We start from the raw sequence: 13,440 nt of genomic DNA, 5'->3' as shown, positions 1-13,440 counted from the left end.
CGATCGTCGGCTGGCTGCACCCCTACCCGCGCCCAAGCGTCAAATGGGTTCTATCCCACGGGAGAACCCTTATGACCTTGCATGCCGTCGCAGCCCTCGACCAACTCGACCCACACCGGCCGCTGCGGGTCCAAGCCGGCACCGAGGAGCTGGTACTGGTGCGCCAGGGCGACCAGGTGCATGCCTACCAGGGCAACTGCCCCCACGCCGGCGCGCCACTTGACGAAGGTGCTGTCTGCGCCGGGCTGCTGGTGTGCCCCTGGCACAAGGCGGCCTTTGCCGTGGACGAAGGCGCGGTGTGCGAGCCGCCGGCGCTGACCGGGCTGCGCCGCTATGCGGTGCAGGTCAAGGACGGCCAGGTGTGGGCGGATGACCAGCCGCTACCAGATATTGCTGCCCCCCGTCACAGCGACGCCCGGGTATTCGTGGTGGTCGGTGCCGGCGCGGCCGGGGCCGCTGCAGTCGCCACCCTGTTGGAGCACGGTTTTGCCGGGCGCCTGGTGTGGGTCGATCAGGAGCAGGCGCCCGCCTACGACCGTACCGCCTTGAGCAAATTCGTGATTGCCGGGCAGATGCCACCCGACGAAGTCCCGGCCTTGCTGGAGCCCGACGACCTGCGCCGTGGCCAGTTGCAGCGGCTTGCCGGCAAGGTGCGCAGCCTCGACCCTGGCAAACGCCAACTGACCCTGGCCGACGGCCAGCAGCTGAAATACGACGCCGCCCTGCTGGCCACCGGCGGCAAAGCCAAGCGCCCGGACCTGCCGGGTGTGCAGTTGCCCGGCATTTGCGTGCTGCGCTCCCGGGATGACGCTGCCCGCCTGCTCGACCTGGCGGAACCGGGGCAGCCCGTGGTGGTGGTTGGCGATGGTTTCATTGGCCTGGAGGCTGCCGCGGCGCTGCGTGAATATGGCTTGCAGGTGCATGTGGTGACGCGCCATGCCTTGGCGCTGGTTGGCCAGCTGGGCGAACGCATCGCCCGCAGCTTGCGTGAGCTGCATGAGCGCAAGGGTGTGGTGTTTCATGGCCCTGTGGAGGTGGCAGGGTTCGAGGGTACCGAGCGGGTCGAGGCCGTGCGCTTGGCCAACGGCGAGCGCATCGCCACCGGGCTGGTGCTGCTGGGCACCGGGGTCAGCCCGGCGACGGGCTTTGTCCAGGGTTTGGCGCTGGCGGCGGACCGCTCACTGAATGTCGATGCGCACTTCCAGGCGGCCGATGGCCTGTGGGCGGCGGGCGACATCGCCACCTTTCCCCTCGCCGGCAGGCACACGCGCATCGAACACTGGCGGTTGGCCCAGCAGCAGGGCGCGATTGCGGCGTGCAACATGCTGGGCGAACGGCGCCGGTATGACGATGTGCCGTATTTCTGGACCTACCAGCACGGGCAGACCCTGGAAGTGCTGGGGCACGGGCGGCAGTGGAACCGTATCGAATATGTGGGCGAGCCAGGCCTTGAGGATTTCATTGCCTTGCAATGCGTTGATGATCAGGTTGAGGCGGTGGTTGCCGTGGGCTACGCGCGGGCCATGGCGGTGTTGTCGCAACGGATGAAGCGGCCATTGAACAGCCGGGAGGCGCGGGAGTTGATCGACGCGTGGCCGGGGTGAAGGTTTACCCGCAGCCCCACCTCAAAACCCACTCAAATGCAGAAACAGCCGGTCAACCCAGAACACCTGGTGCACCAGCACAATCGCCCAGAACACCAGCTGATATGACAACTTGCGGGTCTTGTGCCGAAACAGCTGCTGGGCCAGCAGAGCCCCCGGCCACCCCCCCAGCAGCTCGCTGGCATGCAGCACTTTCTCTGGAGTGCGCCAGCCTTGCCTGCGGGCTTGCTGCTTGTCCTGCCAATACAGCATCACGCTGACCAGGCTCGCCAAAGGGTATAGCGCCAACGCCAGCCAGGACTGCCCGCTCAGGCCCATCTGCAAGCCGCCAAAAAGCGGCAGCAGGCACAGTGCGGCCAGCACCAGCAGCTTCAGGCGTGCATTGTGCACGCCTGGCTCTACGCTTTGCGCCCGGGCCATCAAGCGTGCGCCGTCGACCAGTCGACCCAACCGAACTCCCAGGTGGCCAGGATCAGCAGGCCAAAGGCTATGCGGTACCAGGCAAACACCGCATAGCTGTGGTTGGCGATGAACTTGAGCAAGGCACGCACGGCGATCATGGCGAAGATGAACGAAACCACGAAGCCCAGGGCGAATACCGGCAGGTCACCGGGCTGGAACAGATCGCGGTACTTGTAGCCGGAGTAAACCGCCGCACCAACCATGGTCGGCATGGCCAGAAAGAACGAAAACTCGGTGGCTGCCTTGCGCGACAGGCCGAACAACAGGCCGCCGATAATGGTCGAGCCCGATCGCGAAGTGCCGGGAATCATCGCCAGGCACTGCACGAAACCGATTTTCAGCGCATGCTGCCAGCTCATCTGGTCGACATGGTCGACCTCTACCCGATGCTGGCGGCGTTCGGCCCACAGCATGATCACCCCGCCCACCACCAGCGCCGCAGCCACGGTGATCGGGTTGAACAGGTATTCGTGGATCAGGTCGGCGAACAACACCCCCAGCACCACCGCCGGCATGAAGGCGATCAGCAGGTTGGCGGTAAAACGCCGGGCCGGTGCCTGGGTCGGCAGGCCAATGACCACGTCGAGGATCTTGCGGCGGAACTCCCACACCACCGCAAGGATGGCGCCCAACTGGATAATGATGTTGAACGCCATGGCGCGTTCGCCACCGAAACCGATCAGGTCGGCGACGATGATCTGGTGCCCGGTACTTGAAATCGGCAAAAACTCCGTCAGGCCTTCGACCACACCCAGGATGATTGCCTGCAAGGCACTCCAAAAATCCATCATTCCCCCATGGAGGCGCAGCCGGTGGCTGGCCTCTCTGTTTTGATTTGCAAATGTGTACCGCACGCGGCGACGCCGTTTTACAGCGACCCTTGGGTGCAATGCCAGCGGAAAAGTTCAGCGCGTTAAAGGTTTCATCTGGCGCGGCCGAGATCCTATCAGAGGGACCGTTAAGACACCTGTGTTACCTGCAACATCACATGTCATATACGCCAGATTAGCCGTTGGTCGAGTGGGGGCCAGCGGCAAAGCGTGCTTGGATGCCTTCGATAAAAAGAACAACACCGGAGTAACGCATCATGAAGACCCTGAGATCGATGTCGATCAGCCGCCGCCTATGGCTGATCCTGCTGGTCGCCGTGGCCATGCTGGTAATACTGGGCTTGCTGATGCTGCGCCAGATCCATGGCGACCTGTACCAGGCCAAGGCCGAGAAAACCCGCCACGTGGTGCAGACTGCCGCTGGCGTGCTGGCCTACTACCAGGGCCTGGAAGCCGCCGGTACCCTAAGCCGCGAAGCCGCCCAGCAGCAGGCGCTGCAGGTGGTACGCGGGCTGCGCTATGAGCAGAACGACTATTTCTGGATCAATGACCTGCAGCCGAAGATGGTCATGCACCCCACCAACCCCAAGCTCGACGGCCAGGACTTGTCGGCCATCCGCGACCCTGACGGGTTTGCCGTATTCAACGAAATGGTCGCCCTGGCCCGCAGCCAGGGCGCAGGCCCGGTGGACTACCGCTGGCCCAAGCCCGGCGCCAGCGAGCCGGTGCCCAAGACTTCCTACATTCAGTTGTTCAAACCTTGGGGCTGGGTGATCGGGTCGGGGGTGTATGTCGACGATGTGCAGGCCGAGTTCGCCCGCCAGTTGCGCGACGCATCCCTGGTGGGCCTGGGCATCGCCCTGCTGATGGCCCTGGTGGTGATGCTGATCGCGCGCAGCATCGCCCGCCCGCTGCAGGAGGCGGTGCAGGCCATGGGCAACATCGCCAGCGGCGAGAGCGACCTGACCCGGCGTCTGGACACCCACGGGCGTGACGAGATCAGCCACCTGGGCGAGCACTTCAACCGTTTCAACGGCAAGTTGCAGGGCGTGGTCGGCCAGTTGCAGGGCGCCGCCCATGCCCTGGCCGAGTCAGCCGGGCATGTCGGCGACAACGCAGGCTCCGCCCAGGCCCGCAGTGCCCAGCAGTCGCTGCAGATGGATCAGGTGGCCACGGCCATCAACGAAGTCACCTACGCCGTGCACGACGTAGCCAAGCATGCCGAGCAGGCGGCCGGCGAAATGCGCAATGCCCAGCAGCAGGTGGACCACGGCCAGCAGGCCATCCACGGCAGCTTGCAACAGATCGACCGGCTCTCGGCGACCATCGAACAGGCGGTGCAGGTGATTCGCGAACTGGCCAGCCACAGCACGAAGATCGGTGGCGTGCTGGAGGTGATCCGCGCCATTGCCGAGCAAACCAACCTGTTGGCCCTGAACGCCGCCATCGAGGCCGCCCGGGCCGGTGAACAGGGCCGCGGTTTTGCGGTGGTGGCAGATGAAGTACGCCTGTTGGCCCAGCGCACCGCGCAGTCCACTGCCGAGATCCAGACCATGATCGAGCACCTGCAGGGGCAGTCGGAGGCAGCGGTCAGGGCCATCGACACCAGCAGCGAGGCCTCACGCCAGACCGTCACCCAGGCCCGTGAGGCCGGTACCAGCCTGGATGCGATCAGCCAGGCACTGAACACCCTCGGTGCACTCAACGCCTCGATCGCCAGCGCAACGTTGCAGCAATCGCATGTGGTGGAAGAGATCAACCGCAATGTGACCGAAACCGCCGGCCTGTCGCAGGAGACGGCCGAGGCAGCGCGTCAGTCCAGTGATGCCGGTAGTGCCCTGGCGCGGCTGAGCGAGGACCTGGAGCAGTTGCTGCGCCAGTTCAAGGTGTAGCTTCGCGGGCAAGCTGGCCCTCATAGAACTGCACATAACTCATTGATTTAGCAGGGACCTGCGGGAGCGGGTTTACCGGGATGCCGGACCACCGCGAACACCGGCGAAGCCGGTGCCAGACTCCGCGTCGCTTGCTTCGCGGTGGTCCGGCACTCCGGTAAACCCGCTCCCACAGGGCAGACTCAAGCTTGGCGCAATCGCAGCCGGTGCCATCCACCGCGCCGGCAAACCCTCTCCTTTGACAGGGCACTAATACGGATTGCAGCCGTTCTGTTTTGATACTTCATCACTCACGTCCGGCCGTGCCGGCTCAAGGTTATACGACGGTTTGTTGCGTACCGGCCCTTCCTTGGGATCGACATAGGCCAGGTGGCAAACCAGCTGGCGCCGCATCCCGGCGCCATACCCTGCCCCGCTCCAACGCGGGTCATCGGCATATTTGCGAACCAGTTCCGCATACATGGCTTCGGTCTCATCGGCCTTGATCTTGCGCCCGCATTCGGTAGGGGTCACCGCAAGCGTCCAGGTGCCCTTGCCCAGGAACGGGTCATCACGCCGGACCCACTCGGCCTTGTCGATGTACTGCTTGCACGCTGTCCGGGGTGCGGTATACGGGCGCGGCAGGTCACGGTGCTGGGCGTTCGCCTCGCAGGAAAATGCAGTTTTCTTGCTGGAGTCGGCCGGGAAGTCCATTTTCACTACCGGCACCCAGCGGCCAGTACGCTGGTAGTAGTCAAACTGGTTTTTCCGCGCGTCGCTCAGCCCCTGGGGATTGCTGTAGAAAAACGCCGCGACCGGAACGTCCTCGCCTTTTTTCCAGGCCACCATCCGCAGTTCGGTCTGCACCTGCCGCCCTTCCTGGGTATTGGCAATTGCCTGGCGTGCGGCAATGAACTGCTTGAAGGCGTCGCGCCGCTCGGTCCGCGACAGGTCACCGCCCATATCGAAGCCACACTGAAGCCGGTGACGGACATTACGATCCGCACTTCCAGCCAGTGCCGCATATTGTTTTTGCCAGGCTGCCAGATCCTTTATACCCAAAGCCTGGCAACTTTTTTCTGTTGCTGCGGTGGCCGAGTTATCGCCACAACCACGATTAGCACGGTCATCAGTCCAAGCATCGATGGGGAAGGCACAAAAGATGTCGAGTTTCTTTTGCGGCTCTTTCACGAATTGTCGCGGGGTAAAGATAATGCCATTGCTCGAGTTCATGCCCGGGTCTTCATAGCCGATCCGGTCACTGCGCATCCACGACACCGATACGCCGCCGGAGGCCTCGGATTTGGGGCTCGGGTTCCAGACGTCCCACTCCCCGTTGGGCGCACGCTGCGTGGCGCGCATCATGATGCCGGAGCAATCCGCCGCCGGGTCCAGGCCACAATCGCTTGGCGTGCTGTTGTACCACTTGGTCAGGTCCTGCACCACCGACTCGCAACTATCGGCACTGATTGCCGAATTGGAAAATATAATCAACGGAACAATTATCGCGGGCAACAGTTTACCTGTGAATGCGTTCATGGCCTCACCTCTTGATCACGGGACTAACTTCACCCCCGAGACTATGAGTTTGCCGGGCCATCACAACTGGCAAAATTACTAGTTCCGACCATCAGCCTGTTCTATTGCCAAGAAGTCCCCGCGCAATTGCCACTTGCCCCGCACGCACATGCATTTGTGCTGGCATTCCTCACGCTTCGCGGTAACATCCTCGCCTTCCCAACCGCCCAAGGATCGCCGATGTCCGGCCTCGAACTGTTCGCCGCCGCGCTCGGCGTCATCGCCGTCTGGCTGACCGTGCGCCAGAACCCCTGGTGCTGGCCGATCGGGCTGGTGATGGTGGTGCTGTACAGCTGGATCTTCTACGAGGTGAAGCTGTATTCGGACATGCTGCTGCAGCTGGTCTACGCCGTGCTGCAACTGTACGGCTGGTGGCAATGGACCCGCCCTGACCGGGCCGAGGACGCCCGCCAGGTGACCAGCCTGGCCCCGGCAGCGCAGCTCAAAGGCCTGGCCGCCGGCCTGCTGACCAGCGTGGTGCTGGGCGCGGGCATGGCGCACTACACCGATGCCGCACAACCCTGGCTGGATGCCGCACTCACCGGCTTCAGCCTGGTGGCGCAGCTGTGGATGGCGCAAAAGCGCCTGCAATGCTGGGCGCTGTGGGTGGTGCTGGACGTGATTTTCGTCGGCCTGTTCCTGTACAAGGGCCTGTACCTCACCGCCGCACTTTACGCCTTGTTCACCCTGATTGCCGTGCGCGGCTGGCTGGAGTGGCGCCGCGACCCGGCGCTGGCCGGCGCATGAAGACCCTGGTGCTGTGCGGCCCGGAGTCCAGCGGCAAAAGCTGGCTGAGCGGCGAGATCCAGGCCCACTTCGGCGGCGTGGTGGTGGGTGAATACGTGCGCCATTTCATGGAACGCGAGCAGCGCGATACCTGCTACGCCGACATCCCGGCCATTGCCCGCGGGCAGTTGCAATGGGAAGACCAGGGCCGCCTTCTGGCCCCGCCGCTGCTGATTCTCGACACCCACCTGCTGAGCAACATCCTGTGGAGCCGCGCGCTGTTTGGCGACTGTCCGGCCTGGGTCGAACAGGCCCTGGACGCACGCAGCTACGACCTGCACCTGCTGCTGCGCCCCGAGGGCGTGGACTGGGTTGGCGACGGCCTGCGCTGCCAGCCCCGGCTGGAAGAGCGCCAGCGGTTCTTCCACGACAGCCTTGACTGGCTGCAAAGCCGCCAGCGGCCGTTCCAGGTCATCGAAGGCGACTGGCCTCAGCGCAGTGCGGCAGCGCTTGGCGCCGTGGCCCGCCTGCTTGATGGCCAACCGCCAGCCTGCGCCACCGAGTGTTAACCAGCTGAGACAGCCGCGTTTGGCAAAACCCCCATTCCTTGGGGCCTACGCCAGAAATGGGGAACCTGTCTCAGCCCTGAGACAGGTTTTCACGAACCTTTCACAACCGCCGTATTCCGGGGCTTGCAGCCAGGTTCAAGCGTAGATCGTCTCAGCGCTGATACACCTTGCCCGCTGCTGCCCCCGCACTTTCCCACAAGTTGTTGATTCCCCGAATAAAAACAAAATTGGCACGGCTTCTGCCATGTATCCGGCAACGCTTGCGCTGGACAGCGCCCGGAAGAAGGAATGGCCACCGTGGGAACACTCGACAAAGCCACCCGCTTCACCCACCTGCTGCTGGCAGGTTGCGCCCTGGGCTCGGCCCTGAGCCTGCCGGCCCATGCCGGCGACGGGCGCATTATCGTGCTGCGTGATGTACAGCCACGCATGGCTACCCGCGCCCCGCTGATCCCCGACCCCAACCCGCTTGCCATCAACGCCAACCCCTCGGCAGCCATCGTGCGCCAGACCGGGGAACTGAGCGATGGGGACTTCGCCGGCATCAGCAGCGGCGCCGGGGTCAACGCGATGGTGCTGCAGCAGACCAGCAACCTGGGCGGCAATATCAACAGCCAGACCCAACTGCCGAACATGGCCAGCGGCCGCGGCAGTGGCAGCGGCGCCAGCATCGCCAACATGGTCAACTCCAGCGTGCAGCGCGGCATGAGCGGGCTGAACGTTTTGACGGGGGGCAAATGACATGAAGCCTGTGCTGATCCTCGCCACTGCCTTCGCCCTGCCCGCCTTCGCCCAGCCACCGGTGGTCAATACCTCCACCATCGATGCCTCCGGCGCCCGCTACCAGGGCGTGCTGTCGGTCAACCAGGCCGCCGGCGACCAGCAACAACAGGCCAATGCCCGGGCCATCTCCCTGGGGCATGACGCCAGCGCCAACACCCAGGTACGCCAGCACGTGCAAGCCACGGTCGACCCGTCGATGGCCGCCGGTGCCAGCATCCAGGGCAACGCCTTCAGCGGCGGCAACGGCATCCTCGGCGTCAACCAGAGCGCCGGTGCCGCCAACCAGCAAGCCAACGCGGTGCGCCTGAGTGTCAGTGCGCAACCGCTCAGTCTCGATGACAGCGTCCTCATGCAGCAGAACGTGACGCTGGTCAACAACTCCGGGGCAACCGACACCTCAACCGGCTATCGCCAGGTCAGCACCAGCGACCAGGCCTTCACCGGTAGCCGTGGGGTGATCCAGTTGAACCAGAGCGCAGGGGTGGGCAACCGAACGGCCAACACCCTGAGCGTGCGGGTCGCCAACTGACCCTGGCAGTCACCAACAACACTTAACCTACACATAGCACGGAGAGTCACCATGAAACCTTCGATGGCAATCAAGCCTCTGGTTTTCGCAATTGCTGCGATCATGGCTGTAGCTGCACAGGCGGGGCAGAACGACCGGCGCGACCGGCATGGCCCACCCGTCGTTCCGGTAAGTGCAACGGCTAACGCCACGGATGTGCAAAACAGCACAGGCAACCGCATCCTCAACGAAGGCACCATCAACCGCGCCGAAATGAGCGGCTCGGCCACCGGCGCCAGCGGCAACGTCGGCGTCAACGTGGCGGCCGGTAGCGGCAACCAGCAGGACAACGCCGCCGCCATCGCCAACGCCAGCGCCGCCGATATCGACGGGGCCTTCGTGTTCGGCAGCGCCAATGCCACCTCCACGGTCAAGCAGTACAGCAACGACAACAAGGTCACCAACTACAACACCACCTCGTCGGCCATCATGAGCGGCTCGGGCAATGGTGGCTCAGGCAACATGGGCATCAACGTCGCCGGCGGCGACCTGAACCAGCAGAAAAACACCATGGCCATCGCCAACGCCAGCTCGCCACTCGGCGGCAGCTCCACCGCCACGGCAAGCGCCGACCAGAACAGCCCGGGCCTGACGGTCAACAACTACGCCGACCGCAACATGACCGTGCAGACCGTGACCCTGACCACCACCAAGAGCGGCTCGTCCTCGCTCACCCACAACTCCGAGCTGAGCGTGGACAAGTCGGCCTCGGCCAACTGGAGCAACAGCGGCACTTCGCACTTCGACGCCAGCGGCTCGAAGTCCGGGCAGTCCAACGCCACTGGCAGCGCCACCCTCACTGCCAGCGCCGACGGCTCGCTCAACACCGGGCATGTGGTCACCTTCAACAACGGCAACGGCGACCGTACCCGCAGCGTGAGCACCAGCGATGCGTTCAACGCCTCGCTCAACGGCAGCGTCGAAACCACCAAGGGCCACACCTACGACTCGTCGTTCGAGAAAGCCTACGACTCCAACTACGCCAACTCCGGCGAGAGCGCTTCGAGCTCGAGCAAGGACGTGACCAAGAACTACAGCGAGTCCACTTCTTGGGACCTGAGCAACACCGTCTCGTTCCAGCATCTGACGCCTAACGGCTGGTCGAACGTGGTCAACAACACCGCCACCCTGAACAATTCGGTCAGTGGCAGCTCGGGCAACCTGGGCGTGAACGTGGCCTCCGGTGTGGGCAACCAGCAAAGCAACTCGCTGGCCATCTCCAACACCTCGTTCTGACCGTAGTGCAGCAAGGGGCCGCCTGCGGCCCCCATCGCCGGCCAGAAGGCTCCCGATGCATTCGGCAGCCGGCTGGCCGGCGATGCCCTGCCGCAACCAGAAGGCGTTAGCACATGCGCATTCCTGCACTGGCAATGCTGTTTTGCCTGGCCAGCCTGAGTACCACCAGCGAAGCGGCGCAGATGCCGCTTTCGGTGCTTCCGGGTGGCGCGGTGGTGTTCAAGCCGATCCAGAGCGTACGCGAGCGCAAGTTCGCCGACCTGGTGCAGCAGAAGACCGATTTCAGCTGTGGCGCCGCCGCGCTGGCGACCATCCTGCGCCAGGCCTACTGGCTGGATGTCAGCGAGCACGACATCATCGAAGGCATGCTGGCCCACGCCGACCAGGACCTGGTGCGGACCCAGGGCTTCTCGATGCTGGACATGAAGCGTTACGTGGAAAGCATCGGCATGCGTGCCCGCGGCTACCGGGTGGCCCCGGAAACCCTGCACGACGTGCGCATTCCGGTGGTGGTGCTGATGGATATCCGAGGCTACAAGCACTTCGTGGTGCTGCAGAAGGTCGACCGGGGCTGGGTGTACATCGGCGACCCGGTGCTGGGCCACAAGCGCTTCACGGTGGATGACTTCGTCAAGGGCTGGAACGGCATCATCTTCGCCGTCATCGGCCAGGGCTACGACAAGGCCAACGCCCTGCTCGACCCGCCACAACCCTTGACCGCCAAGAACCGCATCAACAACTTTGCACCGGTCAAGGATTCCGAACTGATGGACTTCGGCTTCATTCGCAGCGATTTCTTCTAACTAAAAGGGGGCATGAGGCTCCGGGAGCATCCCATGAAGACTCCAACCTGGCTGACCCTGATGTGCCTGGCGGCCAGCCTGCCGATCCAGGCACAGACGTTCCAGCCGATCGAACTCAAGGACCAGGAACTGGCCAACCTGCGCGGGCGTTACGTAATGCCCGGGCGCATCGTCAGTTTCGGCATCGTCATGACCAGCACCTGGCAGAACGCCAACGGCGAGGTGATCGGCGCCACCTCGACGATGCAGATCCAGCAGTCGACGATCAAGCCGCAGTTCTACGTGACCATGATCGACGAAAAAGGCACCGGCACCTCGACCAACCAAGGTACCGGTACCGTTACCGGCGGTGGCGGCCTGAACAACACCACGGGCGTGACCCAGGTGGTACGCGCCGCGGGTGACAACAACTCGGCGTGGAACAACGTCGACATCAAGGTCAGCAAGGGCAGCCAGGGCAGCGGTGATACGCCTCAGGGCCAGGTACTGGCCCCGGGCTCGACGCTGGTAGGCGCCAATGGCGCAGGTTCCATGAGCGTTTCCGCCACCAACGGCGGTGTGCAGTTGAACATCGTCGCCGGCAACAACCAGGGCAGCACCGCGCAGCGCCTGGCCCAGGGCGGCCTGATGCAGAACACCACGCTGCTGGGCAATGGAAACCAGGTCAGCAACATCACCTCGCTCAACGTGGTGCTGCGCGACAACATGCCGTCGGGTGGCGCGCTGACCCACAACCTTGACCAGCTCAAGGGCCTGCGCACCCTGGGTTACTGATCTACGCTCTGTTGCATTATCTGAAGCCTGAAGGGACGGCTCCCCCATGCATCGATCGTTTACGTTCAGAGCTGTAGTCTGCCTGGCCACCTTGGCGCCTGCCACATTGTTGCAGGCCGCCGCCGACCCGCAGGTCGAGGCGCTCAAGCAGGAATTGCTGGCATTGAAGCAACGTTACGAAGCGCAGCAGAACGCGCTGATGGTGCTGGAACAGCGCCTGCGCCAGGTCGAAGAGGCGCCGCCGGCACCGCAGCCCAAGCGCCTGGTCAAGTCTCCTGCCGAGCCCGCCAGGGGTGGCCAGGTGGCTGCGGCAGGGTCGGGCAGCTCGTATGGGCAGTCGCTCAAGGACAACTCGGAACCGGCGCAGAGCGTGTCCAACCTGTACGACGAGGCCAGCGGCTTCTTTGGCGGCGGCAAGTTCAGTGTCGAGACCGGCCTCACCTACACCCACTACGACACCCGCGCCTTGGTGCTCAACGGCTTTCTGGCGCTGGATTCGATCTTCCTGGGTGATATCAACATCGACCGGATCAAGGCCGATAACTGGACCCTGGACCTGACCGCCCGCTACAACGTGGCGCAACGCTGGCAGTTCGATATAAACGTGCCGATCGTCTATCGCGATTCGACTTATTCGTCCGGCGGGGCCGGTGGTTCTGGCCAGTCCGAATCCGAGGCCAGCGTGACCCGCGACCCGACCTTGGGCGACATCAACGTTGGCGTGGCCTACAAGTTCCTCGACGAGTCCGAGAGCCTGCCGGATGCGGTGTTCACCTTGCGGGTCAAGGCCCCGACCGGCAAGGACCCTTACGGTATCAAGCTGCGCGAGGTGGCTGGCAACGACAACCTGGCGGTGCCGGAGAGCCTGCCGACCGGCAACGGCGTGTGGTCGGTGACCCCAGGCATTTCGCTGGTCAAGACCTTCGACCCGGCGGTGCTGTTCGGCAGCCTTTCCTACACCTACAACATGCAGGACTCGTTCAGCGATATCAGCCCCGAAGCCGGCAGCAAGGTGCCGGGGGATGTGAAGCTGGGGGATTCGTGGCAGATCGGCGCAGGGATTGCCTTTGCCCTGAACGAGAAGATGAGCATGTCGTTCTCGGTGACCGACCAGTTTGCCCGCAAGAGCAAGATCAGGCAGGACGGGGGGGATTGGCAGTCGATTACCAACAGCGATTACAACGCGGCCAACTTCAACATTGGGTTGACCTTTGCGGCGTCCGAGAATTTGACGATTGTGCCTAACCTGGCGATTGGGTTGACCGATGATGCGCCGGATTTTTCGTTTAGTTTGAAGTTCCCTTATTACTTCTGATTTGAGGTTTGGGGTTTGTGGGGGTTGCGCTTGGAGATGTATGCGCATTCGTTGACGATAGAGGCTTTTCGTCACCTTTCCGCCCTTACGGCGGCCTACTTTGGTCGTGGCCAAAGTAGGCAAAGCCGTCTGCTCCCATCATCCGGCCCCCTACGCTGCGCTTCGGGGGTTCCCTCGCTCCGGGCTTGCTCCGCAGGTACGCGCCGACGGGCCGTCCCTGGCCTGATCGGCGCTCGACCGGCATCCATGCCGGTCGCCCTGCTACGCAATCCCTGCGCTCGGCCTCCTGAAGTCGCGATTTGTGTTGCCTGAACTTCCGCG

13 protein-coding genes and 1 pseudogene are annotated in these 13,440 nt (G+C 63.7%); 11 read left to right on the top strand and 3 right to left on the bottom strand.

The window, feature by feature from the left end:
- Positions 1 to 71: 71 nt before the first annotated feature.
- Positions 72 to 1,604 carry an FAD-dependent oxidoreductase gene (locus KSS93_RS16280; protein WP_217885018.1) on the top strand — a complete coding sequence of 511 codons (1,533 nt, stop codon included), beginning with the start codon at positions 72 to 74 and terminating at the stop codon, positions 1,602 to 1,604.
- Positions 1,605 to 1,625: 21 nt separating this feature from the next.
- Here KSS93_RS16280 and KSS93_RS16275 read toward each other — a convergent pair whose 3' ends face one another.
- Both KSS93_RS16275 and KSS93_RS16270 read right to left on the bottom strand, forming a co-directional pair.
- Complete coding sequence (locus KSS93_RS16275; RefSeq protein ID WP_217888753.1) at positions 1,626 to 2,024, bottom strand: DUF1294 domain-containing protein; 399 nt, start codon at positions 2,022 to 2,024, stop codon at positions 1,626 to 1,628.
- A complete protein-coding gene (locus KSS93_RS16270) occupies positions 2,024 to 2,854 on the bottom strand; it encodes an undecaprenyl-diphosphate phosphatase (RefSeq protein ID WP_217885017.1) in 831 nt (276 codons plus the stop codon). Before KSS93_RS16270 ends, KSS93_RS16275 begins: the two co-directional genes overlap by 1 nt.
- A 299-nt stretch (positions 2,855 to 3,153) precedes the next feature.
- On the opposite strand from KSS93_RS16270, the pseudogene KSS93_RS26965 reads away from it, so the two are divergent.
- Both KSS93_RS26965 and KSS93_RS26960 read left to right on the top strand, forming a co-directional pair.
- Positions 3,154 to 3,915 (top strand): annotated as a pseudogene (locus tag KSS93_RS26965) (cache domain-containing protein); the annotation flags it as partial.
- A 138-nt stretch (positions 3,916 to 4,053) separates the two neighbouring features.
- Positions 4,054 to 4,788 (top strand): methyl-accepting chemotaxis protein, encoded by a 735-nt coding sequence (locus KSS93_RS26960; protein WP_437182128.1) that lies wholly within the window; start codon positions 4,054 to 4,056, stop codon positions 4,786 to 4,788.
- Positions 4,789 to 5,037: 249 nt separating this feature from the next.
- Here the strand turns inward: KSS93_RS26960 and KSS93_RS16260 are convergent, their stop codons facing one another.
- Entirely contained in the window at positions 5,038 to 6,306 is a 1,269-nt protein-coding gene (locus tag KSS93_RS16260; protein ID WP_217885015.1) for a DUF2599 domain-containing protein, read from the bottom strand.
- A 219-nt stretch (positions 6,307 to 6,525) separates the two neighbouring features.
- Between KSS93_RS16260 and pnuC the strand changes: the two genes are divergently transcribed.
- From pnuC to fapF, 8 genes are all read left to right on the top strand, one after another.
- Complete coding sequence (pnuC, locus tag KSS93_RS16255; RefSeq protein ID WP_217885014.1) at positions 6,526 to 7,092, top strand: nicotinamide riboside transporter PnuC; 567 nt, start codon at positions 6,526 to 6,528, stop codon at positions 7,090 to 7,092.
- Positions 7,089 to 7,640 (top strand): AAA family ATPase, encoded by a 552-nt coding sequence (locus KSS93_RS16250; protein WP_217885013.1) that lies wholly within the window; start codon positions 7,089 to 7,091, stop codon positions 7,638 to 7,640. The genes pnuC and KSS93_RS16250 overlap by 4 nt, the downstream gene beginning before the upstream one ends.
- A 288-nt stretch (positions 7,641 to 7,928) precedes the next feature.
- Positions 7,929 to 8,381, top strand: a complete 453-nt coding sequence (gene fapA, locus KSS93_RS16245) for a functional amyloid chaperone FapA (protein WP_217885012.1) — start codon at positions 7,929 to 7,931, stop codon at positions 8,379 to 8,381.
- A gap of 1 nt (position 8,382) precedes the next feature.
- Complete coding sequence (gene fapB, locus KSS93_RS16240; RefSeq protein WP_217885011.1) at positions 8,383 to 8,952, top strand: fibril amyloid subunit FapB; 570 nt, start codon at positions 8,383 to 8,385, stop codon at positions 8,950 to 8,952.
- Between the two features lie 51 nt (positions 8,953 to 9,003).
- The gene (fapC, locus tag KSS93_RS16235) at positions 9,004 to 10,227 is read left to right on the top strand and encodes an amyloid-like fimbrin subunit FapC (protein ID WP_217885010.1); all 1,224 of its coding nucleotides are present in this window, start codon (positions 9,004 to 9,006) and stop codon (positions 10,225 to 10,227) included.
- 113 nt (positions 10,228 to 10,340) lie between these two features.
- Positions 10,341 to 11,030: a fibril amyloid maturation endopeptidase FapD gene (fapD, locus tag KSS93_RS16230; RefSeq protein WP_217885009.1), complete on the top strand. Its 690-nt coding sequence runs from the start codon at positions 10,341 to 10,343 to the stop codon at positions 11,028 to 11,030.
- Positions 11,031 to 11,063: 33 nt separating this feature from the next.
- Positions 11,064 to 11,804 (top strand): fibril amyloid subunit FapE, encoded by a 741-nt coding sequence (fapE, locus tag KSS93_RS16225; RefSeq protein WP_217885008.1) that lies wholly within the window; start codon positions 11,064 to 11,066, stop codon positions 11,802 to 11,804.
- 46 nt (positions 11,805 to 11,850) lie between these two features.
- On the top strand, positions 11,851 to 13,119 hold the full coding sequence (gene fapF, locus KSS93_RS16220; RefSeq protein ID WP_217885007.1) for a fibril amyloid transporter FapF: 1,269 nt from the start codon (positions 11,851 to 11,853) through the stop codon (positions 13,117 to 13,119).
- Positions 13,120 to 13,440 lie beyond the last annotated feature (321 nt).

Origin of the sequence: Pseudomonas xanthosomatis (assembly GCF_019139835.1) — a bacterium.
In the GTDB taxonomy this organism is placed as follows: domain Bacteria; phylum Pseudomonadota; class Gammaproteobacteria; order Pseudomonadales; family Pseudomonadaceae; genus Aquipseudomonas; species Aquipseudomonas fakonensis.
Note: the sequence above shows the minus strand (reverse complement) of the source record. Positions and strands in the feature narration are given on the sequence as shown.

Excerpts from the sequence above, each read along its gene's own strand:
- KSS93_RS16280 (WP_217885018.1), top strand. The coding sequence starts at position 72 with ATGACCTTGCATGCCGTCGCAGCCCTCGACCAACTCGACCCACACCGG.
- KSS93_RS16275 (WP_217888753.1), bottom strand. The coding sequence starts at position 2,024 with ATGGCCCGGGCGCAAAGCGTAGAGCCAGGCGTGCACAATGCACGCCTG.
- KSS93_RS16270 (WP_217885017.1), bottom strand. The coding sequence starts at position 2,854 with ATGGATTTTTGGAGTGCCTTGCAGGCAATCATCCTGGGTGTGGTCGAA.
- KSS93_RS26960 (WP_437182128.1), top strand. The coding sequence starts at position 4,054 with ATGGATCAGGTGGCCACGGCCATCAACGAAGTCACCTACGCCGTGCAC.
- KSS93_RS16260 (WP_217885015.1), bottom strand. The coding sequence starts at position 6,306 with ATGAACGCATTCACAGGTAAACTGTTGCCCGCGATAATTGTTCCGTTG.
- pnuC (WP_217885014.1), top strand. The coding sequence starts at position 6,526 with ATGTCCGGCCTCGAACTGTTCGCCGCCGCGCTCGGCGTCATCGCCGTC.
- KSS93_RS16250 (WP_217885013.1), top strand. The coding sequence starts at position 7,089 with ATGAAGACCCTGGTGCTGTGCGGCCCGGAGTCCAGCGGCAAAAGCTGG.
- fapA (WP_217885012.1), top strand. The coding sequence starts at position 7,929 with ATGGCCACCGTGGGAACACTCGACAAAGCCACCCGCTTCACCCACCTG.
- fapB (WP_217885011.1), top strand. The coding sequence starts at position 8,383 with ATGAAGCCTGTGCTGATCCTCGCCACTGCCTTCGCCCTGCCCGCCTTC.
- fapC (WP_217885010.1), top strand. The coding sequence starts at position 9,004 with ATGAAACCTTCGATGGCAATCAAGCCTCTGGTTTTCGCAATTGCTGCG.
- fapD (WP_217885009.1), top strand. The coding sequence starts at position 10,341 with ATGCGCATTCCTGCACTGGCAATGCTGTTTTGCCTGGCCAGCCTGAGT.
- fapE (WP_217885008.1), top strand. The coding sequence starts at position 11,064 with ATGAAGACTCCAACCTGGCTGACCCTGATGTGCCTGGCGGCCAGCCTG.
- fapF (WP_217885007.1), top strand. The coding sequence starts at position 11,851 with ATGCATCGATCGTTTACGTTCAGAGCTGTAGTCTGCCTGGCCACCTTG.